This is a genomic window from Kitasatospora sp. NPDC059747, assembly GCF_042732955.1.
GTDB lineage: Bacteria > Actinomycetota > Actinomycetes > Streptomycetales > Streptomycetaceae > Kitasatospora.
In genome coordinates, this window is sequence record NZ_JBHWGV010000024.1 from 59,225 (window position 1) to 79,576 (window position 20,352).

At 73.7% G+C, this 20,352-nt stretch carries 19 protein-coding genes; 10 read left to right on the forward strand and 9 right to left on the reverse strand.

What is annotated here, in order from left to right; all coding sequences use genetic code 11:
* Positions 1–125: 125 nt before the first annotated feature.
* The 3 genes from ACFV4G_RS13435 to ACFV4G_RS13445 form a co-directional block, all read right to left on the reverse strand.
* Positions 126–326, reverse strand: coding sequence for a DUF5326 family protein (locus tag ACFV4G_RS13435; protein ID WP_380439679.1), 201 nt, complete (start codon positions 324–326; stop codon positions 126–128).
* Positions 327–506: 180 nt separating this feature from the next.
* Positions 507–1,169: a thiaminase II gene (gene tenA / locus ACFV4G_RS13440; protein WP_380439681.1), complete on the reverse strand. Its 663-nt coding sequence runs from the start codon at positions 1,167–1,169 to the stop codon at positions 507–509.
* Between the two features lie 24 nt (positions 1,170–1,193).
* A complete protein-coding gene (locus ACFV4G_RS13445; RefSeq protein WP_380439729.1) occupies positions 1,194–1,511 on the reverse strand; it encodes a cupin domain-containing protein in 318 nt (105 codons plus the stop codon).
* A gap of 108 nt (positions 1,512–1,619) precedes the next feature.
* Here ACFV4G_RS13445 and ACFV4G_RS13450 point away from each other — a divergent pair, with 108 nt between their 5' ends.
* Together ACFV4G_RS13450 and ACFV4G_RS13455 are read left to right on the forward strand one after the other, a co-directional pair.
* Positions 1,620–2,000: a phage holin family protein gene (locus tag ACFV4G_RS13450; protein ID WP_380439683.1), complete on the forward strand. Its 381-nt coding sequence runs from the start codon at positions 1,620–1,622 to the stop codon at positions 1,998–2,000.
* A gap of 183 nt (positions 2,001–2,183) precedes the next feature.
* Entirely contained in the window at positions 2,184–2,726 is a 543-nt protein-coding gene (locus ACFV4G_RS13455; RefSeq protein WP_380439685.1) for an NUDIX domain-containing protein, read from the forward strand.
* Positions 2,727–2,743: 17 nt separating this feature from the next.
* Here ACFV4G_RS13455 and ACFV4G_RS13460 read toward each other — a convergent pair whose 3' ends face one another.
* The 4 genes from ACFV4G_RS13460 to pdhA all read right to left on the reverse strand — a co-directional run bounded on the left by ACFV4G_RS13460 (position 2,744) and on the right by pdhA (position 8,030).
* Entirely contained in the window at positions 2,744–4,315 is a 1,572-nt protein-coding gene (locus ACFV4G_RS13460; RefSeq protein WP_380439687.1) for a globin domain-containing protein, read from the reverse strand.
* 231 nt (positions 4,316–4,546) lie between these two features.
* A complete protein-coding gene (locus tag ACFV4G_RS13465; protein WP_380439731.1) occupies positions 4,547–5,842 on the reverse strand; it encodes a dihydrolipoamide acetyltransferase family protein in 1,296 nt (431 codons plus the stop codon).
* Positions 5,843–5,847: 5 nt separating this feature from the next.
* Positions 5,848–6,810 carry an alpha-ketoacid dehydrogenase subunit beta gene (locus ACFV4G_RS13470; RefSeq protein ID WP_380439733.1) on the reverse strand — a complete coding sequence of 321 codons (963 nt, stop codon included), beginning with the start codon at positions 6,808–6,810 and terminating at the stop codon, positions 5,848–5,850.
* Positions 6,811–6,890: 80 nt separating this feature from the next.
* Positions 6,891–8,030, reverse strand: coding sequence for a pyruvate dehydrogenase (acetyl-transferring) E1 component subunit alpha (gene pdhA, locus ACFV4G_RS13475; protein ID WP_380439689.1), 1,140 nt, complete (start codon positions 8,028–8,030; stop codon positions 6,891–6,893).
* Between the two features lie 163 nt (positions 8,031–8,193).
* Between pdhA and ACFV4G_RS13480 the strand changes: the two genes are divergently transcribed.
* The gene (locus ACFV4G_RS13480; RefSeq protein ID WP_078859968.1) at positions 8,194–8,640 is read left to right on the forward strand and encodes an Lrp/AsnC family transcriptional regulator; all 447 of its coding nucleotides are present in this window, start codon (positions 8,194–8,196) and stop codon (positions 8,638–8,640) included.
* Between the two features lie 55 nt (positions 8,641–8,695).
* On the opposite strand, the gene ACFV4G_RS13485 is transcribed toward ACFV4G_RS13480, so the two are convergent.
* Entirely contained in the window at positions 8,696–9,280 is a 585-nt protein-coding gene (locus ACFV4G_RS13485) for a TetR/AcrR family transcriptional regulator (protein ID WP_380439691.1), read from the reverse strand.
* A gap of 319 nt (positions 9,281–9,599) precedes the next feature.
* Here ACFV4G_RS13485 and ACFV4G_RS13490 point away from each other — a divergent pair, with 319 nt between their 5' ends.
* The 3 genes from ACFV4G_RS13490 to ACFV4G_RS13500 all read left to right on the forward strand — a co-directional run bounded on the left by ACFV4G_RS13490 (position 9,600) and on the right by ACFV4G_RS13500 (position 14,363).
* The gene (locus tag ACFV4G_RS13490; protein WP_380439693.1) at positions 9,600–10,865 is read left to right on the forward strand and encodes a glycosyltransferase family 39 protein; all 1,266 of its coding nucleotides are present in this window, start codon (positions 9,600–9,602) and stop codon (positions 10,863–10,865) included.
* Between the two features lie 160 nt (positions 10,866–11,025).
* Complete coding sequence (paaN, locus tag ACFV4G_RS13495) at positions 11,026–12,723, forward strand: phenylacetic acid degradation protein PaaN (RefSeq protein WP_380439695.1); 1,698 nt, start codon at positions 11,026–11,028, stop codon at positions 12,721–12,723.
* A 146-nt stretch (positions 12,724–12,869) separates the two neighbouring features.
* Positions 12,870–14,363: an FAD-dependent monooxygenase gene (locus tag ACFV4G_RS13500; RefSeq protein ID WP_380439697.1), complete on the forward strand. Its 1,494-nt coding sequence runs from the start codon at positions 12,870–12,872 to the stop codon at positions 14,361–14,363.
* Between the two features lie 49 nt (positions 14,364–14,412).
* On the opposite strand, the gene ACFV4G_RS13505 is transcribed toward ACFV4G_RS13500, so the two are convergent.
* Entirely contained in the window at positions 14,413–14,979 is a 567-nt protein-coding gene (locus ACFV4G_RS13505) for a CGNR zinc finger domain-containing protein (RefSeq protein ID WP_380439699.1), read from the reverse strand.
* A gap of 255 nt (positions 14,980–15,234) precedes the next feature.
* Between ACFV4G_RS13505 and ACFV4G_RS13510 the strand changes: the two genes are divergently transcribed.
* The 4 genes from ACFV4G_RS13510 (at position 15,235) to ACFV4G_RS13525 (ending at position 20,341) form a co-directional block, all read left to right on the forward strand.
* The gene (locus ACFV4G_RS13510) at positions 15,235–17,400 is read left to right on the forward strand and encodes a protease pro-enzyme activation domain-containing protein (protein WP_380439701.1); all 2,166 of its coding nucleotides are present in this window, start codon (positions 15,235–15,237) and stop codon (positions 17,398–17,400) included.
* Between the two features lie 275 nt (positions 17,401–17,675).
* Positions 17,676–18,713 (forward strand): hypothetical protein, encoded by a 1,038-nt coding sequence (locus ACFV4G_RS13515; RefSeq protein ID WP_380439703.1) that lies wholly within the window; start codon positions 17,676–17,678, stop codon positions 18,711–18,713.
* A 211-nt stretch (positions 18,714–18,924) separates the two neighbouring features.
* Positions 18,925–19,395, forward strand: coding sequence for a VOC family protein (locus tag ACFV4G_RS13520; RefSeq protein ID WP_380439705.1), 471 nt, complete (start codon positions 18,925–18,927; stop codon positions 19,393–19,395).
* Positions 19,396–19,408: 13 nt separating this feature from the next.
* The gene (locus ACFV4G_RS13525) at positions 19,409–20,341 is read left to right on the forward strand and encodes a pyridoxamine 5'-phosphate oxidase family protein (RefSeq protein ID WP_380439707.1); all 933 of its coding nucleotides are present in this window, start codon (positions 19,409–19,411) and stop codon (positions 20,339–20,341) included.
* Positions 20,342–20,352 lie beyond the last annotated feature (11 nt).

Here is a 20,352-nt window from a genome sequence, read left to right on the forward strand (position 1 = left end):
TGGTGTTTTTTTTTTTTCCCCCCGGCGCGGGGGGGTGCCCCGGGGCGGGCCCCCCCCCGCCCGCGGCGGCGCCCCCCCCCCCCCCCGGGGGGGGCCGGGGCCTCGGCGTCGACGCCGGAGCGTCGTCAGAGCTTCGCCGCCTTCTTCACCAGGATGACCACGGCCGCCCCGATGCCGACCACGACCAGCAGCTTGATCAGCAGGCCCAGCAGCGCGCCGACCACGCCGAACACGAAGGTCACGACGTTCCAGGCCAGCACCAGGACCAGCACCGGCACGACGATGTTGCGCACCCAGGAGGGCAGCGACTTCCAGAGCTCAGCCATGTCCGTTCCTTCTCTCCCCTCGGGCCGGCCGCCCCTTCGGTGCCGCATCCCGCTTGCTTTCGATACGTCGATCGTACGGGGGCGCCAGTGCCGGAACGAGGCCCAACGGCCCGGAGAGAACCCCGAGATCACCCCGACCCCGGCCCCCGGGGATGACCCTGGGGAACCGCCCCGGAAGCGTCAGACCGGCCAGCGCTCGCCGCGCCACGCGGCGTCCCAGAACATCCACTCGTAGCGCGAGGTCGTCGTGAAGTGCTCGACCACCCGGCGGCGCTCGACGGGGGAGAGCTCCTCGCCGATCCGGTCCGCGAGCGCCAGCACGCGCCGCACCACCGACTGGAACGCCTCGTCGCCGTAGGTGGCGATCCACTTGGCGTAGAGCGGGTCCGGCGAGCCCTGGGCGAGCAGTGCCTCGCCGACCCGGGCGTAGATCCAGTAGCAGGGCAGCACCGCGCCGAGCGCCTCCGCGAAGGAGCCGCCGTAGACGGTCGCGAGCAGGTAGCTGGTGTAGGCCCGGGTTGTCGGCAGCACCGCTTCCTCGGCGGCCTGTTCGGCACTGGCCCCGAAGGCCGTCATGAACTCGGCGTGCATGCCCTGCTCCGCCGCGATCGCGCCGACCGCGTCGGCGGCGAACGCCCGCACGTCCTCCTCGCCGGGCGCCTTGGCGGCGCAGACGGCGAGCGCGCGGGCGTAGTCGCGCAGGTAGTGCGAGTCCTGCACGACGAAGTGGCGGAAGGCCTCGCGCGGCAGGGTGCCGTCGGTGAGGCCGCCGATGAAGGGGTGGGCCAGGATCTCGGCGTAGACCGGCTCGATGGCCGACCAGAGCTCTTCGGTGAGACGCATGCGTCCGACCCTAAAGCCTGCCGGTCAGTCCTCCGGGGGCGAGAAGACCACCAGGACCCGCAGCTCCTCCGTGACGTGGTGGAAGCGGTGCGGCGTCCCGGCCGGCACGTACACGACGGTGCCGCGCCCGACGGTCGCGGTCTCGCCGCCCACGGTCAGCTCGGCCCGGCCGCTGATCACCTGGTAGATCTCGTCCTGGTCGTGCGCGGTCTGCGGGTCGGCGGCGCCGGGGGAGAGCGCGTACAGCCCGGCGGACATCCGCGGTTCGCGCAGGAACCGCAGGTACGCGCCGTCGTTGGCCGCGCGTTCGGCGTCGAGTTCGTCCAGCCGGAACAGCTTCACCGGTGCCGTCTTCCCTTCTCCGTCCACCTCCGGGACCACCGGCATTCAACACCAACATGCCCGGCGGGAGCTTCCCTGCGCCCCCGGCGGCCTGCCAGGCTGGTCGCCATGAAGGGTTTCGTTCTCAAAACGCTGATCAACGCGGTGGCCATCTGGGTCGCCGCCTGGATCGTCACCGGCATCCAACTCACCGACGCCAACACCGACTGGCAGCACAAGGCGATCACCGTGGTGGCCGTCGCGCTGGTCTTCGGCGTGGTCAACTGGCTGGTCAAGCCGGTCGTCAAGCTGTTCTCGTTCCCGCTGTTCATCCTGACCCTGGGCCTGATCACCTTCGTGATCAACGCCCTGATGCTGCTGCTGACCTCGTGGGCGTCGGGGCGGCTCAGCCTCGACTTCCACGTCACCGGCTTCGTGCCGGCGCTGCTGGGCTCGCTGATCATCAGCCTGGTCTCGTGGGGCCTGCACCTGGCCCTGGACGACGACTGAGCGCAGCGGCCGCCGCGTCGTGGGAAGGGCCCGTACCCGGGTGGTTCACCGGGGACGGGCCCTCCCCCTTCTCCGGCCGCCCCGGGCCGCCGTGCCCGATCGGAGGCACCCCGGCGGGTCGGCGTTTCGTCCCGGCCCGGCTGCGGCAGACTCCCGCACAACGCTCGCGCCCCGGAGGTGGCCATGGGTCCCGACAACCGCACCCCGCCACCCCGCCCGGTCGTCAAACGCACCGCGCGGGCGATCCTGCTGGAGCTGGACCCGGCGGACCCGCACGGCCCGGCCAGCCTCGTCGTGATCCGCCGGGTCCGCCCCGGCTCCCCGCACCCGTACTGGATCACTCCCGGCGGCGGGGTGGAGCGCGGCGACCGGACGGTGGTCGAGGCGCTGCACCGCGAGGTGGACGAGGAACTCGGCGGCAAGGTCGTCGACGTCGTGCCCGCGTTCGTCGACACCATCAGCCACACGCACCACGACGACGGCACGCTGCTCCACCCCCACGGGGTCAAGGTGCAGCACTTCTTCGTGTGCCGGCTCGCCTCGATGGACCTCAGCCGCCGGCACGGGCCCGAGGTGGACGACCCGAACGGCGAGTACGAGGTGGTCCGGCTGCCGTTCACGCGCGAGGGCGTCACGTCGGTCAACGTCGTCCCGCCCCGGCTGCGGGCCTACCTGGCCGCCAACATCGAGGGCATCCGCGCCCTGCTCGCCCCCGACCTCGGCTGAGCCCGGTCGGCGGCGCCTCAGCCCGCGGCCAGGTCCCCCACCAGGTCGTGCCGGATCCGCTCCACCGGCACCCCGGCGCGCACCAGCGCCCCGACGCTCCGGCGGACCATCGCGGCGGGCCCGCTGAGCACCGCTTCCCGGCCCGCCCACGGTCCGAACCGGCCCACCACCTCGGGGAGTTCACCGGCCAGCGCGCCCCCGGCGGGGCCGGTGCCGGAGACCACCGGGCGCACGGTGAGCCACGGGCACCGCCCGGCCAGTTCGCGCAGCCCGTCCAGGTCGTACAACTCGGCGGGCCTGCGGGCCCCGTAGAACACGTCGACGCGGCGGCCGGGACCGCCGTGCTCGGCGACCTCCTCGACCATCGCCCGGATCGGCGCGATGCCGGTGCCGCCGCCGAGGCAGAGCAGGTCGGTGCCGCAGCCGTGGTCGACGGTCATCGCCCCGGCCGCCGGGCCGAGCCGCAGGACGTCCCCCGGCGCCGCGCGGTGGACGAGCGCGTTGCTCACCCAGCCCGCCTGGACGGCCTTGACGTGGAAGGTCAGCAGCCCGTCCGGCCGCGGCGCCGAGGCGAACGAGTAGTGCCGCCACACCCGCGGCCACCAGGGCGTCTCCAGGCTCGTGTACTGTCCGGCGCGGAACGGGTAGGCCTGGTCCGGGCGGACGGTGATCACCGCGACGTCCCGGGTGCGGCGCTCGTGCCGCACCACCTCGCCGTGCCACCACGGCGGCGAGGTGCGGGCGGCCTCCTCCGCGGCCTCGATCATGATCGACGAGACCAGGCGGTAGACCCGGCGCCAGGCCAGCTCGGTCGCGGCGTCCCAGCGGCTGCCCGCGTACCTGGCCAGGGCCTGCACCAGGCACTCCCCGACCGGGCCGTAGTGGCCGGTCAGCGTGCCGTAGCGGCGGTGGCCGCGGCCGAGCGCGCTCAGGTGGGCGCGCAGGGCCGCCGGGTCGTCGGCACCGCGGGCGGCGGCCAGCAGGGCGCGGAAGAGGCGGTCGCGCTGGACGTCCATGGCGGCCGGGAAGAGGGCGCGGACCTCGGGGTGGTGCAGGAAGATCAGCGCGTAGAAGTGCGCGGTGGCCCGGTCGGCGACCGGCTCGACGACCGCCAGACTGGCCCGGATCAGCTCGATGTCCCGTGCGGTGGGCGGTAGTTCGGCGGCCGAGCAGGTGCCGCCGGCGAGCGCGGCGGGCGCCGGACCACCCTCGGCGAGGGCCTGCACGGCCCAGGCCTGGCTCCAACTGTCGCCGGGTCCGGCCCAGTTGAGGCCGGGAGCGTCGGCGAACAGCGGCCGGAACGGCGGGGCGGCGGGCGGGGCCGCGGGCGGCGCGGCGAGCGGGGCCGCAGGCTCGGGGCTCGCCAGCCGCACGGGCCCGGTGACCAGGTCCGGCAGCACCGGCAGGACGGCCGTCGGCGCCTCCACAGGCGGGAGGTCCGGCGGGTCGAGCGGCATCGGGGGAGGCACGGGGGCCTGCGCCCGTCCGGGGGCCGGGTGGTCCGGGGGGAGTTCCGGCAGGCCCGGGACGGAGGAGACCCCCGCCGAGCCGTGCCCGGTGCGGACCAGAAGTGTTCTGCGGGGCTTCACCGCAACGTTTCGAGTACCCAAGAGAATCGTTTCGCCTCCGGCCGGCCTACGCCACCACCTGGCTTGTCCCTGTTGACGCCTAGGCAGCGTGGCACGCCCGAAGTGCTCATCCGACAAATCACGCGAAGCCCGGACGCCCGGCCCGGGAACGCGCTAGTGTCACTCATTCCACGGTCGCCCTGAGTGGCTCCCCCGTCTATTCAGGGCGACCGCGGTTCGAGAAGGGCCCGGTCAGAGCTGCCGCAGCAACATCCCGGGCCGCTCCACGCAGTCCGCGACGAACCGCAGGAACCCGCCCGCCGTGCCGCCGTCGCAGACCCGGTGGTCGAAGGTGAAGGACAGCTGCGTCACCTCGCGCACCGCCAACTGCCCCTCGTGCACCCACGGTTTGGCGACGATCCGGCCGACGCCGAGCATCGCCGCCTCGGGGTGGTTGAGGATCGGGGTGGAGCCGTCCACGCCGAACACGCCGTAGTTGTTCAGCGTGAAGGTGCCACCGGTCAGTTCGGCCGGGGTCAGCGAGCCGTTCCGGGCCGACTCGGTCAACCGGGCGAGCTCCTCGCCGAGTTGCTCGGTGCTCCGCGCGTGCGCGTCCCGCACCACCGGGACGACGAGCCCGCGCTCGCCCTGCGCGGCGAAGCCAAGGTGCACCACCGAGTGCCGGATGATGCCCGAACCGTCCTCCGTCACACTGGAGTTGAGCTCGGGGAAGCGCGCCAGCGCGACCGTGCAGATCCGGGCGAGCAGCGCCAGCACGCTCACCTTCGGACCGGGCGTGGCGTTCAACTGCCTTCGCAGCGACATCAGTTCGGTGGCGTCAGCGTCCACCCAGCAGGTCGCGGCGGGGATCTCCCGGTGGCTGCGGCTGAGCTTCTCCGCCACCGCCTTGCGCAGCCCGCGCAGCGGGACGACGCCCTCGGCCGCGGCGGAGACGACCGCAGCCGGAGCGGCGACCGGAGCGGCGACCTTGGCCGCGACCGCCCGCTCGACGTCCGCCCGCATGATCAGCCCGTCCGGCCCGCTGCCCGCGACCGCCGCGAGGTCGACCCCCTGCTCCCGGGCCAGCCGCCGCACCAGCGGCGAGATCACCGGCACCACGGCGGGCGCCGCGGCGACCGCCACAGGGGCAACGGGAACGGGAACGGGAGCCGGAGCCGGAGCCGAGGAAGCCCCCACCCGGCGACGCCGTGCGCCCCGGGACTCCGCCACCCCGTACCCGACCAGCGGGCGCTCCACCTCGGCGGACGGCGCGGCGACGGGAGCGTCCGCCGGCCCGCCCGCGGCGGCCACCGCGACGGTGACCAGCGGCGCGCCCACGGCGATCTCCTCGCCCGGCTCGCCGTACCGCGCGGTGACCACCCCGCCGTACGGGCAGGGCACCTCCACCACGGCCTTGGCGGTCTCCACCTCCACCACCGGCTGGTCGACGGCGATCACCTCGCCGACCTCGACCATCCAGCGCACCACCTCCGCCCCGGTCAGTCCCTCACCGAGATCGGGCAGGGTAAACTCGCGCACGACGGGCATCATCCTCAGTCCTCCCACTGCAGCCGGGCGACCGCGTCCAGGATCCGGTCCACCCCGGGGAGGTGGTGGTGCTCCAGCATCGGCGGCGGGTACGGGATGTCGAAGCCGGTCACCCGCAGCACCGGCGCGGCCAGGTGGTGGAAGCAGCGCTCGGTGACCCGGGCGGCGATCTCCGCGCCGGTGCCGCCGAAGCCGCTCGCCTCGTGCACCACGACGGCCCGGCCGACCGAGCGCACCACGCGGGCGACCGTCTCGTCGTCGAACGGCACCAGGGTGCGCAGGTCCAGCACCGCGAGGTCCCAGCCCTCGGCCTTCGCCGCCTCGGCCGCCTCCAGGCAGACCGGCAGCGAGGGCCCGTACGTGATCAGGACGGCCGAGGTGCCGGTGCGCCGCAGCACGGCCCGGCCGATCGGCTCCACCGGCGCGGTCGGGTCGAACCCGTCCTTGCCCCAGTAGAGCCGCTTGGGCTCCAGGAACACGACCGGGTCGTCCGAGGCGATCGAGGCGCGCAGCAGCCCGTAGGCGTCGGCCACCGTCCCGGGCGTGACGACGTGCAGGCCGGGCGTGCTGGTGTAGTACGCCTCGGAGGCGTCGCTGTGGTGCTCGACCCCGCCGATGCCGCCGCCGTACGGGATGCGGACGGTGATCGGCAGCGGGAGCCTGCCCGCCGTGCGGTTGCGCATCTTCGCGACGTGCGAGAACAGCTGCTCCAGCGCCGGGTAGGCGAAGGCGTCGAACTGCATCTCGACGACCGGGCGCAGCCCGTACATCGCCATGCCGATGGCGGTGCCGAGGATGCCGGCCTCGGCCAGCGGGGTGTCCAGGCAGCGGTCCGGGCCGAATTCGGCGGTCAGCCCGTCGGTGATCCGGAAGACGCCGCCGAGCGCGCCGACGTCCTCGCCGAGCACGTGCACCGCCGGGTCGTCGCGCATGGCGTCCCGCAGCGCGGTGTTGAGCGCCTGCGCCATGGAGGCGGTGCGCAGGCCAGAGGTGCGCTGCGCAGCAGCTCGGCCAAGGGTGGGGGCGGGCGACGGGTGGGCGGAGTTCATCAGTGCTGCACCTCGGCCTCGGCGGCCAGCTCGGCGGACAACTGGGCGGCCTGCTCGCGCAGTTGCGGGGTCGGCTCGGCGTAGACGTGGGCGAACAGCGCCATCGGGTCCAGCTCGGCGTCGGCGTGGAACTCGGCCCGCATCCGGGCCGCCAGCTCCTCCGCCTCGTCGGCCGCCCGCCGGACCAGCTCGTCGTCCAGGATCCCGAGCTCGCGCATGGCGCGGTCCAACAGCAGGATCGGGTCGTGCTCGCGCCAGGCCGCCACCTCGTCGTCGGTGCGGTAGCGGGTGGCGTCGTCCGCGTTGGTGTGCGCGTCGATCCGGTAGGTCAGCGCCTCGACGAGGGTCGGGCCGCCGCCGGTGCGGGCCCGCTCGACGGCCTCGGCCAGCACGCCGTGCACGGCGGGCGCGTCGTTGCCGTCCACCAGGCGGCCCGGCATGCCGTAGCCGACGGCCTTGTGCGCCAGGCTGGGCGCGGCGGACTGCGCGGTGAGCGGGACGGAGATCGCGTAGCCGTTGTTCTGCACCAGGAAGACCACGGGGGCGCGCAGCACGGCGGCGAAGTTCAGCGCCTCGTGGAAGTCGCCCTCGCTGGTGCCGCCGTCGCCGAGCATGGCGAGCGCGACCACCGGCTCGCCGCGCAGCCGGGCGGCGTGCGCCAGGCCGACGGCGTGCGGGGCCTGGGTGGCGAGCGGGGTGCAGAGCGGGGCGGTGCGGGTGGCGCGCGGGTCGTACCCGGTGTGGGCGTTGCCGCGCAGGAGGGTCAGCGCCTCCAGCGGGTCGACGCCGCGGGAGACCACGGCGAGGGTGTCGCGGTAGCTGGGGAACAGCCAGTCCTGCTCGCCGAGCGCCAGCGCGGCGGCGATCTGGCAGGCCTCCTGGCCGGCCGACGCCGGGTAGACCGCGAGCCGGCCCTGCTTGGTCAGGGTGGTGGCCTGCTGGTTGTAGCGGCGGCCGATCACGAGCCGGCGGTAGAGCTCGCGCAGCAGGGCGGGGTCCTGCTTCTCCAGCGCCGGCGTGCCGAGCACGCGGACGGGGGAGGCGTCCGGCAGCAACGGGGCCGGGTCGGTGCGGGGGGCGGTGGCCCCGGGCATCCAGCCGGGCACCGCCGTGGAGTGTCTGTGGTCGAGAACGGTCATCTCGGGCACCTCCGGGGGTGGTGGGGGCTCCCTACCGATTGTTCGGTCGTCTGTTCATCTTGACCAGAAGCGTGACAAGGTGGTGGACATTCGGCCTGAGCGGAGGTCGACTGGTGGCAGTGCGTCCAATCGGTGAGGGTGGGGGGTCATGTCGGCTGAACAGATGTCCAGACTCGACCGTGTCGACCGGTCGATCCTGCGGCTGCTGCAGCAGGACGGTCGCGCCTCGATCCGCTCGGTCGCCGAGCGGGTGCACGTGTCCCGGGCGAACGCGTACGCCCGGATCTCCAGGATGGTCGAGGACGGCGTCATCCGCGGCTTCACGGCCAGGGTCGACCACGAACGGGCCGGTCAGGGCGCGTCCGCGTACATCACGCTGAAGATCGTCCAGAACTCCTGGCGCACGGTGCGGGAGCAGCTGCTGGAGCTGCCGGGCGTCGCGCACATCGCCCTCGTCGGCGGCGACTTCGACGTCCTCCTGCTGGTGCACACCGCCGACAACCACGCCCTGCGGGAGCTCGTGCTCAATCGCATCCAGTCCATCCCACAGGTGCTCGGCACACGAACGATGCTGGTGTTCGAGGAGACCGACCAGGTTCCGCCGGACTAGGGCGTGCCCTGGCGTCGCGGCACCCGGCCTGACCCGACAGACACGCCCCAGTGGGCTACCGCGCGCGGAGCCCGTCGAAGGCCAGGTGGACGACGGCGTCGGCCACGCCGTCCGCGGCCTTGAGGCCGGGGCGGTACCACTCGACGATCGAGTTGATCATGCCGAACAGCAGCCGCGTGGCCAGCCGCGGCTCGACGTCCGCGCGCAGCGAGCCGTCCGCGACGGCCGCCCGCAGCAGCTCGGCGACCTGGTGGTCGAACTCCCGGCGGCGCTCCAGCGCCCACTGCTCGGTGGCCGTGTTGCCACGCACCCGCAGCAGCAGGGTGACGTACGGCAGCTCCGCCAGCAGCACCTCGGCCGTGCGCCGCACCACGTGCTCCAGCCGCACCACGGCCGGACCCGTGACCGCGGCCGGCTCGGCCAGGATCGCGAACAGCCCGTCCAGCGCCCGGCCGACCGCGAGCCGCAGCAGCTCCTCCTTGCCGCGGACGTGGTGGTAGATCGAGGACTTGGAGATCCCCGCGGCCCGCGAGAGGTCCTCCATCGAGGTGCCGTCGTACCCGCGCTCGTTGAACACGTCGACGGTCACGGCGAGCAGCGACTCGACGGTGTAGGCGGGACGCGTGGTGTGATCGGCCATCCCCCGAGTATCCCCGGCCCCACCCGGCCCCACGCGATCGGGTCTCCGCCCGGCCGCAGCCGCCTCGTTGGTCCGCACCAGGAGGATGGGCACAGGCCCCTAGCGCCTGGCGCCCACCTCCCGCCTGCCTGGCGGCGCCGGGGCACGCGCCTCACCGCGTTGTCGTCGGTCGCCCGATGCTCCGCATCGCCTCCCTCCTCCGCCTTGCGATCCACGCACCCCAACGCCGCCAGGCGCCCTTCGGGCACGACGGGAGGTGGGCGCCAGGCCCTAGAATCTCCGGACGATCGTCCACGGCCAGCAGGGTGGGTCCAGTCCGATGACCGCAATACCGGCAGTCGAGTCCGACGTGCCAGAACAGCGCAACGACGAACCGGCCGCACCCGCCGCCGGCTGGCAGGGACGCGCCCGCGCCCTGGCCGTCCGCTTCGGGCCCGCCGTGTGGTGCTACGCGGTGCTCAAGCTGATCGGCTTCACCGTCTTCATGAAGCTGCTGTCGTTCTCCGGGGAGTACGCCAGGAAGCACCCCCGCTTCGGCGGCGGTGCCAACCCCTGGGACGTCCTCGCCAGCTGGGACGGCTGGTGGTACCAGCAGGTGGCGCAGTTCGGCTACCACCCGGCGCTGGTGCCGGTCCCCGGCGGCCAGGTCGGCTTCAGCATCGAGCAGAACTCGGCCGCGTTCTTCCCGCTCTACCCGGGCCTGATGCGGCTGACCTCGGACGTCACCGGCCTCGGCCTGTACGGCGCCGGGATGCTGGTCTCGGTGCTCGCCTCGCTGTTCGCCGCCGCCGGCATCTACGCCGTGGTGGACCGGCTGGCCGGCCCCCGCGCGGGCGTGATCGCGGCGGGCATCTGGGCCGTCGCCCCCGGCTCCGGCGCCGAGTGGGCGCTCTACTCGGACTCGACGTTCGTCGCCCTGGCCGCCTGGGCCTGTTACTGCGTGATGACCAGGCAGTGGGTCGCGGCCGGCGTGATCACCCTGTTCGCCGGCCTCAACCGCCCGACCGCGGCCGCCCTGATCGGCGCCGTCGGCCTGGCCGCGCTGGTCGAGCTGTGGCGGCGGGAGAGCGGTGTCCTGCGCCCGCTCGCCGCGATGCTGCTCGCCCCGCTCGGCCTGCTCGGCTACGTCGGCTGGGTGGGGTGGCGGACCGGCGAGTGGGGCGGTTACTTCCGCCTCCAGCACGACGCCTGGCTGCACTACTTCGACTGGGGCCAGGGCACCTTCCACGCGATCCGCGGCGTGATGCTCGGCCGCAACGACTACCCGTTCGCCTTCGCCCTGCCGGACCTCTTCGCGACCCTGATCGTGCTGACCCTGCCGGCCCTGATCGTGCTGCTGGTCCGGCTGCGCCCGCCGCTGGTGCTCACCGCCTACACCCTCGCCACGATCGTCTCGGTGCTCGGCAGCCTGGGCATCTTCGGGAACGTCTCGCGCTACCTGCTGCCCGCGTTCCCGCTGTTCATCGCGCTCGCCATCGGCATGCGCAAGCTGAGCTGGCCGGTGCTGGCGACGGTGCTGGGCACCGCGGCGGCGGCGTCCGGCTGGTACGCCGGGTACGTCATCTTCGAGCTCGGCGTGCCGTAGACCGCCCGTCCTCCCCGCTTCCGGGGGCGCGTCCGCCACGGACGCGCCCCCGTTCTCTTCTCCGGAACCAAATCCCTTCCCCCTCTTGAGCCGACCGATCGTTCGGTTACTCTGTGACGTGTCCCGTCTTCCTCCCCGAGGCTCTCTGAGGAGCGAACAGATGTCCGCGGTCACCCACCCCCTCGTCAGCGAGCTGGTCGCGCGCCACCAGGCCACCCTGGACGCCGCGCTCGACGCCGCCGCCAAGCGCGACTACTGGTCGCCCTACCCCGAGTTCCCGAAGGCGTACGGCGAGAGCGGCCCCGCGGACGGCAAGGCGGCGTTCGACGCGCTGCTCGGCGCCCCGTTCGCCCTCGACGGCCACCCCACCGACGGCGACCTGGTGGGCGGCGAGACCTCGCCGTACGGCGTGGAGCTGGGCATCACCTACCCGCACGCCGGGCCGGACGCGCTGATCGCCGCGCTGATCGCCGCCCGCCCCACCTGGGCCGCCGCGAGCCCGCTGGAGCGCGCCGCCGTCTGCATGGAGATCCTGCAGCGGATCAACGCCCGCTCGCACGAGTTCGCCCAGGCCGTCATGCACACCACCGGCCAGGCCTACGGCATGGCCTTCCAGGCCGGCGGCCCGCACGCCCAGGACCGCGGCCTGGAGGCCGTCGCCTACGCGTACGCCGAGCAGACCCGGCTGCCCCGGCAGGCCGGCTGGACCAAGCCCCAGGGCAAGCGCGACCCGCTGGTGATGAGCAAGGAGTTCACCGTCGTCCCGCGCGGCCTCGCGCTGCTGATCGGCTGCAACACCTTCCCCACCTGGAACGGCTACCCCGGCCTGTTCGCCTCGCTGGCCACCGGCAACCCGGTGCTCGTCAAGCCGCACCCGCGGGCCGTCCTGCCGCTCGCGCTGACCGTCGCGATCGCCCGCGAGGTGCTCGCCGAGGCCGGCTACGACGCGAACCTGGTCTGCCTGGCCGCCGAGCACGAGGGCGGCACCGTCGCCAAGGACCTCGCCGTCCGCCCCGAGATCCGGATGATCGACTACACCGGCTCCACCGCCTTCGGCGACTGGCTGGAGGAGCACGCCAGGCAGGCCCTGGTCTACACCGAGAAGGCCGGCGTCAACGCCGTCGTCATCGACTCCACCGACGACTACAAGGGCATGCTCGGCAACCTGGCCTTCGCGCTCTCGCTCTACAGCGGCCAGATGTGCACCACCCCGCAGAACCTGCTGATCCCGCGCGGCGGCATCGGCACCGACCAGGGCGACAAGTCCTTCGACCAGGTCGTCGCCGACCTCGCCGGCGCGATCGAGGGCCTGCTGTCCGACGACGCCCGCGCCGCCGCCGTCCTCGGCGCCGTCGTCAACCCCGGCGTGCTCCAGCGCTCGGCCGCCGCGGCCGGCGGCGAGTACGGCGAACTCGCCCTCGCCCCGCGCGCGGTCGTCTGCGCCGAGTTCCCCGGCGCGACCGTGCGCACCCCCGCCCTGGTCAAGCTCGACGCCGACAAGCCGGACGACCGCGCGGTCTTCCGCAGCGAGTGCTTCGGCCCGGTCTCCTTCGCCGTCGCCGTCGAGTCCACCGCCGCCGCGGTCGAGCTGCTGCGCACCACCGTCCGCGAGAAGGGCGCGATGACGGCCACCGGCTACACCACCTCCCCCGAGGTCGAGGCCCTGCTGGTGGAGGCCGTGCTGGACGCCGGCGTCTCGCTCTCGCTCAACCTGACCGGCGGCGTCTTCCCCAACCAGACCGCCGCCTTCTCCGACCTGCACGGCACCGGCGCCAACCCGGCCGCCAACGCCGCCTACTGCGACGGCGCGTTCGTCGCCAACCGGTTCCGCACGGTGGAGATCCGCCGGCAGGGCTGAGCCTTCCGGCACGTCACCGGGCCCCGGCGGTCACCGACCGCCGGGGCCCGGCGGTTCACACCCCGCGCCCGGGCCGGGGGATGATGGAGGCTGGAGGGACGCCGAACGACGCGTCCAACCGCCCTCCGACCACCGGGAGCTGACACATGACCGCGAAGCAGACCGTCACCGACGTCCTGATCGTCGGCGCCGGACCGACCGGCCTGCTGCTGGCCGGCGACCTCGCCGCCGCCGGCCTCGCCGTCACCCTCCTGGAGAAGCGCGGCGCCGAGTCCAACCTCACCCGGGCCTTCGCCGTGCACGCCCGCACGCTCGAAATGCTCGACGCCCGCGGCCTCGCCGACGACCTCATCGCCACCGGCCGGCCGCTCACCTCGCTGAAGATGTTCAACCGCTTCGGCGTCGAGCTCGGCAACCTGCCGACCCGCTTCCCGTTCGTCCTGATCACCCCGCAGTACAACGTCGAACGGCTGCTGCACGAGCGCGCGGTCGGGGCCGGCGCGACGATCGTGCGCGGCAGCGAGGTCACCGGCCTGCGGCAGGACGCCGAGGGCGTCACGCTGGAGACCGCCGACGGCACCACCCACCGCGCCCGCTACGCGGTCGGCACCGACGGCGTCCGCTCCACCGTCCGCGAGCTGCTCGGCGTCCCGTACCCCGGCGAGTCCGTGGTCGACTCCGTCCTGCTCGCCGACGTCCGGCTGGAGCGCGAGCCCGAGAACACCATCACCGTCGGCGCCGGCAGCGCGGGCTTCGCCTTCCTCGCCCCCTTCGGCGACGGCTACCACCGCGTCATCGCCTGGGACCGCACCGAGCGCGTCCCGGACGGCACCACCCCCTCGCTGGAGCGGATCGCCGCCATCACCGAGGCCGCCATCGGCGAGGACTTCGGCATGCACGAGGCCCGCTGGGCCTCCACCTTCCACAGCGACGAGCGCCAGGTGCCCAACTACCGCTCCGGCCGGGTCTTCCTGGCCGGCGACGCCGCGCACTGCCACTCGCCGGCCGGCGGCCAGGGCATGAACACCGGCCTCCAGGACGCCGCCAACCTCTCCTGGAAGCTCGCCGCCGTGCTGCGCGGCCACGCCACCGACGCGCTGCTCGACAGCTACCAGACCGAGCGCCACCCGGTCGGGAAGATGGTCCTGCGCACCTCCGGCGCCCTGATCCGGCTCGCCCTCGCCGAGTCCGCGCCCACCCGCGCCCTGCGCGGCGCGCTCACCGCGCTCGGCGGCCACCTCGACCCGGTCACCGAGCGCGGCGCCCGGCTGGTCTCCGGGATCGACATCGCCTACCCCGCCCCGAAGGACGCCCACCCGCTGGTCGGCAAGCGCGTCCCCGACCTGCGGCTGACCGCGATCGAGAAGCCCCGCGACGACGAGCCCGCCGCACCCGAGCGGCTCTACGAGGCGCTGCGCGCCGGGAAGTTCGTCCTGGTCAGCAACGACGTCCAGAGCGCCGCCACCCCCTGGGCCGACCAGCTCGTCACCACCGCCCCCGCCGACCCGCACGGCAAGCTGCGCGACACCGTCCTGCTGATCCGCCCCGACGGCTACGCCGCCTGGGCCGCCGTCGACCCGGGCCACCGCGACGTCACCGAGGCCCTCACCGCCCACCTCGGCGCCCCGACGACGAACTGAGGACCCTTCGTTCTCCCGCGCCCCGTGCAGGGCGCGGGAGAACGCCGCGCTAGCCCTTCGCCTTCACGTAGTGCCGGGCCGCCTTCGCCCGGTTCCCGCACACGGCCATCCGGCACCACCGCCGCCGCCCGTTCTGCGACGCGTCGAAGAAGTGCAGGATGCAGGCGTCGTGCGCACACTGCCGCACCCGGTGCGCCCCCTGCGCGACCAGCCCGAGGAAGTCGTCCACCGCGAGCCAGGCCGCCAGCCACTGCGGCTCGTCGACCTCGATCCGGTCCTCCGCGCCGCCCGCGCCGGCCGTCCGCCGGATCCGTCCGTGGGCGAGCACCTCGTCCAGCCCGGCCCGCGCGGCCCCGCCCAACTCCCCGTTCTCACCGAGCGACCGCACCGCGGCCCCGAGCGCCTCACGGGCCCCGAGCACCGCGGCCAGCCCGGCGGCGTCGGCCTCGCAGCGCTCGCCCAGCCCGGCGGAGGAGAGCCAGATCCCGTACCCGTCGGGCTCGCCGAGCAGGTCGTTGAGGGGGGTGCCGGCCCAGCGCGTGTTGAGCAGGTCGAGCGCCAGCGGCTCGCCGATCAGCGGGCGGGGGTCCCTCGGGTCCGCCTTCACGTCAGTCATCGTTCTCCCTCGGCTCCACGCGATTCTACGGCCGTCCCGGAAGCCCCAACTGGTGTGGACCACCGCCGAATTTCCGATCATTCACTGTATGAAACACCTGCCGTTCCGGCGTTCCACACTTGACTGTTTTTTAGCAACGAATTGCCTGACCATGAGCCAATCCCCGGAGTTGTTCTGTCATGTTCTAGCCAGCGTTCTACCCCAGAGCGTCAAGTGCCCCTTGCCGGACCCCACATCCGGCCAGAGGAGGATCCGTTGCGCCCCCGCACCCTCGCCCTCGCGGCCGCCATAGCCGTGCTGCCGCTGACCGCCGTCTCGCTCGGCGTCACGACCGCGCAGGCCGCGTCCACCCCCCACGCCGCTCCCCGCATCGAGCTGCCGAACACCGTGAACCCCGCGGTGGCCCACTCCGAGAAGAAGGGCGACGTGCCCGCCGAGCAGCAGATCTCGGTCGCCGTCAGCCTGAAGCTCCGCAACGCCGACGAGCTGGAGCGCTTCCTCGCGGCGGTCACCACCCCGGGCACCCCGGAGTACGGCCACTACCTGACGCCGGAGCAGTTCAACCAGCGGTTCGGCCCGACCCAGGCCGCCGTCGACCAGGTCAAGGCCTACCTCGCCGGCCAGGGCCTGACGGTCACCGAGGTGAGCGCCAACCGCCAGGTCGTCAGCGCCCGCGGTACCAACGACCAGGTCTCGCAGGCCTTCGGCACCCACGAGAGCTCCTACGTCGACCCGCAGCTGCAGCGCGCGTTCTACGCGAACGACGCGGCCGCCTCCGTCCCGGCCGACCTCGCCGACGTCGTCCAGGGCGTGCACGGCCTGGACAACCACGCGGTCCGCAAGAACCGCCTGGCGACCCCGCACGCCGTCACCCCGAACGCGGCCTCGGCCACCCCGAACGGCGTGGGCCCGGCCCAGTACGACGGCGCCTACAACCTGGACAAGACCGGCGCCGACGGCACCGGCGTCACCGTCGCCCTCTGGGAGTTCGACGGCTACACGTCCTCGGACCTGACCACCTACGACAGCCAGTACGGCCTCTCCGGCCCGGCCGTCTCCACGGTCTCGGTCGACGGCGCCAACTACGACTCCGCCCCCGGCCAGGGCCAGGGCGAGGTCGAGCTGGACAGCGAGATCGTCCGCGGTGCCGCCCCCAAGGCGACCCAGCTGGTCTACGAGGCCCCGAACTCGGACCAGGGCGAGATCGACATGGCCAACAAGATCGTGGCCGACAACAAGGCCTCGGTCATCTCGATCTCCTGGGGCTCCTGCGAGCCGGACACCACGGCCGCCTCGATGACCGCCGTCGACAACGCCTTCAAGCAGGCCGCCGCGCAGGGCATCTCGATCTTCTCCGCCTCCGGCGACGACGGCTCGCGCGACTGCACCCGCTCGACCAGCGGCTCGACCGTCAAGGCCGTCGACTTCCCGGCCTCCAGCCCGCACCAGACCGGTGTCGGCGGCACCAACCTCAAGGTCTCCGGCAACGCCTACTCCTCGGAGAGCGCCTGGAGCACCGCCGGCGGCGGCGTGTCCACCGTCTTCAGCAAGCCGACCTGGCAGACCGGCACCGGCGTCAACGGCACCATGCGCACCGTCCCGGACGTCGCCTCCAACGCCGACCCGGCGAGCGGCTTCGCGATCTACACCGCCGGCGCCTGGCAGGTCTACGGCGGCACCAGCGCGGCCGCCCCGCTGTGGTCCGGCTACGCCGCCCAGTTCAACCAGAAGGCCAAGGCGGCCGGGCAGTCCGCCCTCGGTGAGGCCAGCCCGCGCCTGTACGCCGTCGCCAACAGCAGCAGCTACGGCAGCACGTTCCACGACGTGAAGACCGGCTCGAACCAGGACTTCCCGGCCAAGACCGGCTACGACCAGGTCACCGGCTGGGGCTCCCCGGTCGCGGACGCCCTGACCACCGCCCTGCTCGGCGGCGGCGGCACCCCGACCCCGCCCCCGACCGGCGGCTGCACCGCGGCCCAGCTGATCGGCAACGGCGGCTTCGAGTCCGGCACCGCGGCCCCGTGGACGACGTCGAGCGGCGTGGTCGACAACAGCAGCTCGCAGCCGGCCCACGGCGGCAGCTGGAAGGCCTGGCTGGACGGCTACGGCAGCTCGCACACCGACACCCTGTCGCAGACCGTCTCGATCCCGGCCGGCTGCACGTCCGCGTCGCTGACGTTCTGGCTGCACATCGACACCGCCGAGAGCGGCAGCACCGCGTACGACACGCTGACCCTGCAGGCGAACTCGACCACGCTGAAGACCTGGTCCAACGTGGACGCGGCCGCCGGCTACGTGCAGCGCACCGTCGACCTGACCTCCTTCGCCGGCCAGACCGTGACCCTCAAGTTCACCGGCACCGAGGACGGCTCGAACCAGACCAGCTTCGTGATCGACGACGTCGCCCTGAACGTCGGCTGATCACCTTCTGGTAACCGAGACCCCGCCGGGGCGGCGCCGTCAGGGCCCGCCCCGGCGGTGTGTTATACGTCACCACCTGGGACGATGCGTGTTTCCGCAATGTTTCAAGATCGCTAACCCTGCGGTTCACCTCCCGTGACCACTGTCATACGCACGACGGATGACGTAGCCTCTCGACCGTGCATAGGGTTCCCCAAAGCTCGGTGAAGCCGCTGGCGGCGCGCCCCGGCGCCGACCCGGTCCCGCCGAACTCACCTGGTGGGGAGGGTTACCGCATGGCCGCACAGCAGCCCCAGGACGCCGCGCGACTCCGGCTGGTCGAAGAGCGCCCGGAGCGCACCGGCCCACCCGTACTCGCGCCCGCGCCGGTACCGGCGGCCCTGCCGCCCGCCGGATCGCCGGCCGCCGGCCGGCCCGCCACCGCGGGCGGCTTCGCGGACACCCTGCACCTGGCGATCGAGGCCAGCGGCCTCAGCCTGGACCGGATCCGGGCGGCGCTCACCCAACGCGGCGTCAGGGTCAGCGTCACGACGCTGAGTTACTGGCGGCGCGGCCGCAGCCAGCCCGAGCGGGCCAGCTCGCTGCGCGCCGTCCACCTGCTGGAGGAACTGCTCGGCCTGCCGCACAGCTCACTGTCCTCGCTGCTCGGCCCGCCGCGCCCGCGCGGCCGCTGGGCCGCCGCCGCCAACACCTGCCACCTCGGGCTGGAGGACGTCTGGCCCGGCGAGCAGGAGATCGCCGACATCTTCGCCGAGCTGGACGCCCCGCCGGCCGGCGAGCTGGAGCGGCTGAGCATCCACGACTCGTACTACGTCGACGCCCATCGCCGCGGCAACCTGCTGCGGATGCGCCAGGTCGTCCGCGCCACCGTCGCCGGCGTCGGCCGCTGCCTGGTCGTGCACAAGGCCGACGAGGAGGCCACCGGCTGCCCCGAGATCACCTCGGTCCGGCACGGCCGGCTCGGCCGCGTCCGCCGCCGCCCGGAGGCCGGGCTGACCGTCGGCGAGATCATGCTGGACCGCCCGCTCGGCCTGGGCGACAGCACGGTCTTCGAGTACGAGGTGGAGATCCCGCCCGGCGGCCCGACGCTGGAGTACAGCCGCCGCTTCGCGACCCAGGTGCGCGAGTACGTGCTCCAGGTCCACTTCGACCCCGCGGCCGTCCCCGTGCACTGCGAGCGGTACGACCGCGACCCGGGCGAGGACGTCGACAGCCGCCGCGAGCAGCTGTGGATCGGCGCCTCCGCGAGCGCCCACGTGCTCTCCCCGGACCAGCAGCCGGGCCACATCGGCATCCGGTGGGAGTGGGAGTAGCCGCCGCGCGGCTCCCCACTCCCACTCCCGTTCCCCCCTTCCCGCTCAGTCGCGCCCTCGCGCCCCTCATGCCGCCGCGCCCTCACGCCGCCACCACCTAACCCCTGCATGCCCTGATGCCGGTTGACGCTCCATCACCTAACCACTAACTTCATGAGTACCGGTTAGGCACGAGCCCCTCCGGACCACCCAGCCACGGGAGCGTCCAGGCATGTCCAGCCCCGCCCTGATCCACACCCTGAAGACCGGCCACGTCGGCCTCAACGTCACCGACCTGGAGCGCTCGATCGCGTTCTACCGCGCCGTCCTCGGCGTCCAGGTGACGCACGAGGGCACCGACGCCGAGCGCCGCTACGCCCTGATGGGCCGCGACGGCCGCCTGGTGGTCACCCTCTGGCAGCAGAGCACCGGCACCTTCGCCACCGCCTCCCCCGGCCTGCACCACCTGTCCTTCGAGATCGAGAGCCTCGACGAGGTCCGCGCCACCGAGCACCGACTGCGCGAGCTCGGCGCCGAGTTCGCGTACGACGGGGTCGTGCCGCACGGCGAGGGCTCGGACTCCGGCGGCATCTTCTTCACCGACCCCGACGGCATCCGGCTGGAGATCTACGCCCGCGCCGGAGTCGCCGCGACGGGCGCCGCAGCGCCCACGGCGGACGCCCCGACCTGCGGCTTCTTCTAGGCCGGAGGCCGTCGTGACCACCCCCGTCACGCCCTACCACCCCGGCGAGCTCGCCGCCCAGGCGCTGGCCGGCGTGCGGGAGCGCGCCGACCACGCCGGCCGGTCGATCCGCGGCACCATCCCGCCGGTCGCCGCCCGCTTCCTCACCGAGCGCCGGACGCTCGTGGTCGGCGCCGCCGACCCGGACGGCCGGGTCTGGGCCACCCAGCTCGCCGGTGCCCCGGGCTTCCTCCAGGCCGGCGACGAGCGGACCATGACGGTCGCCGCCCGCCCCGCCGGGGACGACCCGCTGGCCGCCGCCCTGGCCGGCCCGGCCCGGGTCGGCACCATCGCCCTCGACCCGGCCGGGCGGCGCCGGATGCGGCTCAACGGCCGCTCGGTGCCGGACCGCCGGGGCGGCCTGGTGATCACCGCCGACCAGGTCGTCTCCAACTGCCCGAAGTACATCCAGCGCCGCACCCCGCTCGACCGCCCGTCCGCCGGCGCCCCGCGCGCCGTGTCCGCCGGGCCGGCGCTCTCCACCGCTCAGCGGCTGACCGCCGCCACCGCCGACACGTTCTTCGTCGCCACCGTCGGCCCGGACGGCGGCGTGGACGCGTCCCACCGGGGCGGCTTCCCCGGCTTCCTGCGGGCCGCGGCCCCCGACCGGCTGGTCTGGCCGGAGTACCAGGGCAACAGCATGTTCATGACGCTCGGGAACCTGGAGCTCGACCCGCGGGCCGGCCTCCTCCTGCCCGACTGGGAGACCGGCGGCGCCCTGCTCGTCACCGGCGAGGCCCGCACCGACTGGTCCCCCGGGGCCCGCGCGGGCGTGCCCGGCGCCCAGCGGATGGTCGAACTGGCCGTCACCGGCGTCGTCGAACTCGCCGACGCCACCCCGCTGGCCTGGACCGACCCCGAGTACTCCCCGGCCAACCCGCACCCCGCCGACCGAGCCGCCGACTGATCCCGCCGACC

What these genes read in the sequence shown, in the direction of transcription:
- ACFV4G_RS13435 (WP_380439679.1), bottom strand. Translation starts at nt 326, where the DNA reads ATGGCTGAGCTCTGGAAGTCGCTGCCCTCCTGGGTGCGCAACATCGTC.
- tenA (WP_380439681.1), bottom strand. Translation starts at nt 1,169, where the DNA reads ATGCGTCTCACCGAAGAGCTCTGGTCGGCCATCGAGCCGGTCTACGCC.
- ACFV4G_RS13450 (WP_380439683.1), top strand. Translation starts at nt 1,620, where the DNA reads ATGAAGGGTTTCGTTCTCAAAACGCTGATCAACGCGGTGGCCATCTGG.
- ACFV4G_RS13455 (WP_380439685.1), top strand. Translation starts at nt 2,184, where the DNA reads ATGGGTCCCGACAACCGCACCCCGCCACCCCGCCCGGTCGTCAAACGC.
- ACFV4G_RS13465 (WP_380439731.1), bottom strand. Translation starts at nt 5,842, where the DNA reads ATGCCCGTCGTGCGCGAGTTTACCCTGCCCGATCTCGGTGAGGGACTG.
- ACFV4G_RS13470 (WP_380439733.1), bottom strand. Translation starts at nt 6,810, where the DNA reads ATGGCGCAGGCGCTCAACACCGCGCTGCGGGACGCCATGCGCGACGAC.
- pdhA (WP_380439689.1), bottom strand. Translation starts at nt 8,030, where the DNA reads ATGACCGTTCTCGACCACAGACACTCCACGGCGGTGCCCGGCTGGATG.
- ACFV4G_RS13480 (WP_078859968.1), top strand. Translation starts at nt 8,194, where the DNA reads ATGTCCAGACTCGACCGTGTCGACCGGTCGATCCTGCGGCTGCTGCAG.
- ACFV4G_RS13485 (WP_380439691.1), bottom strand. Translation starts at nt 9,280, where the DNA reads ATGGCCGATCACACCACGCGTCCCGCCTACACCGTCGAGTCGCTGCTC.
- ACFV4G_RS13490 (WP_380439693.1), top strand. Translation starts at nt 9,600, where the DNA reads ATGACCGCAATACCGGCAGTCGAGTCCGACGTGCCAGAACAGCGCAAC.
- paaN (WP_380439695.1), top strand. Translation starts at nt 11,026, where the DNA reads ATGTCCGCGGTCACCCACCCCCTCGTCAGCGAGCTGGTCGCGCGCCAC.
- ACFV4G_RS13500 (WP_380439697.1), top strand. Translation starts at nt 12,870, where the DNA reads ATGACCGCGAAGCAGACCGTCACCGACGTCCTGATCGTCGGCGCCGGA.
- ACFV4G_RS13505 (WP_380439699.1), bottom strand. Translation starts at nt 14,979, where the DNA reads ATGACTGACGTGAAGGCGGACCCGAGGGACCCCCGCCCGCTGATCGGC.
- ACFV4G_RS13515 (WP_380439703.1), top strand. Translation starts at nt 17,676, where the DNA reads ATGGCCGCACAGCAGCCCCAGGACGCCGCGCGACTCCGGCTGGTCGAA.
- ACFV4G_RS13520 (WP_380439705.1), top strand. Translation starts at nt 18,925, where the DNA reads ATGTCCAGCCCCGCCCTGATCCACACCCTGAAGACCGGCCACGTCGGC.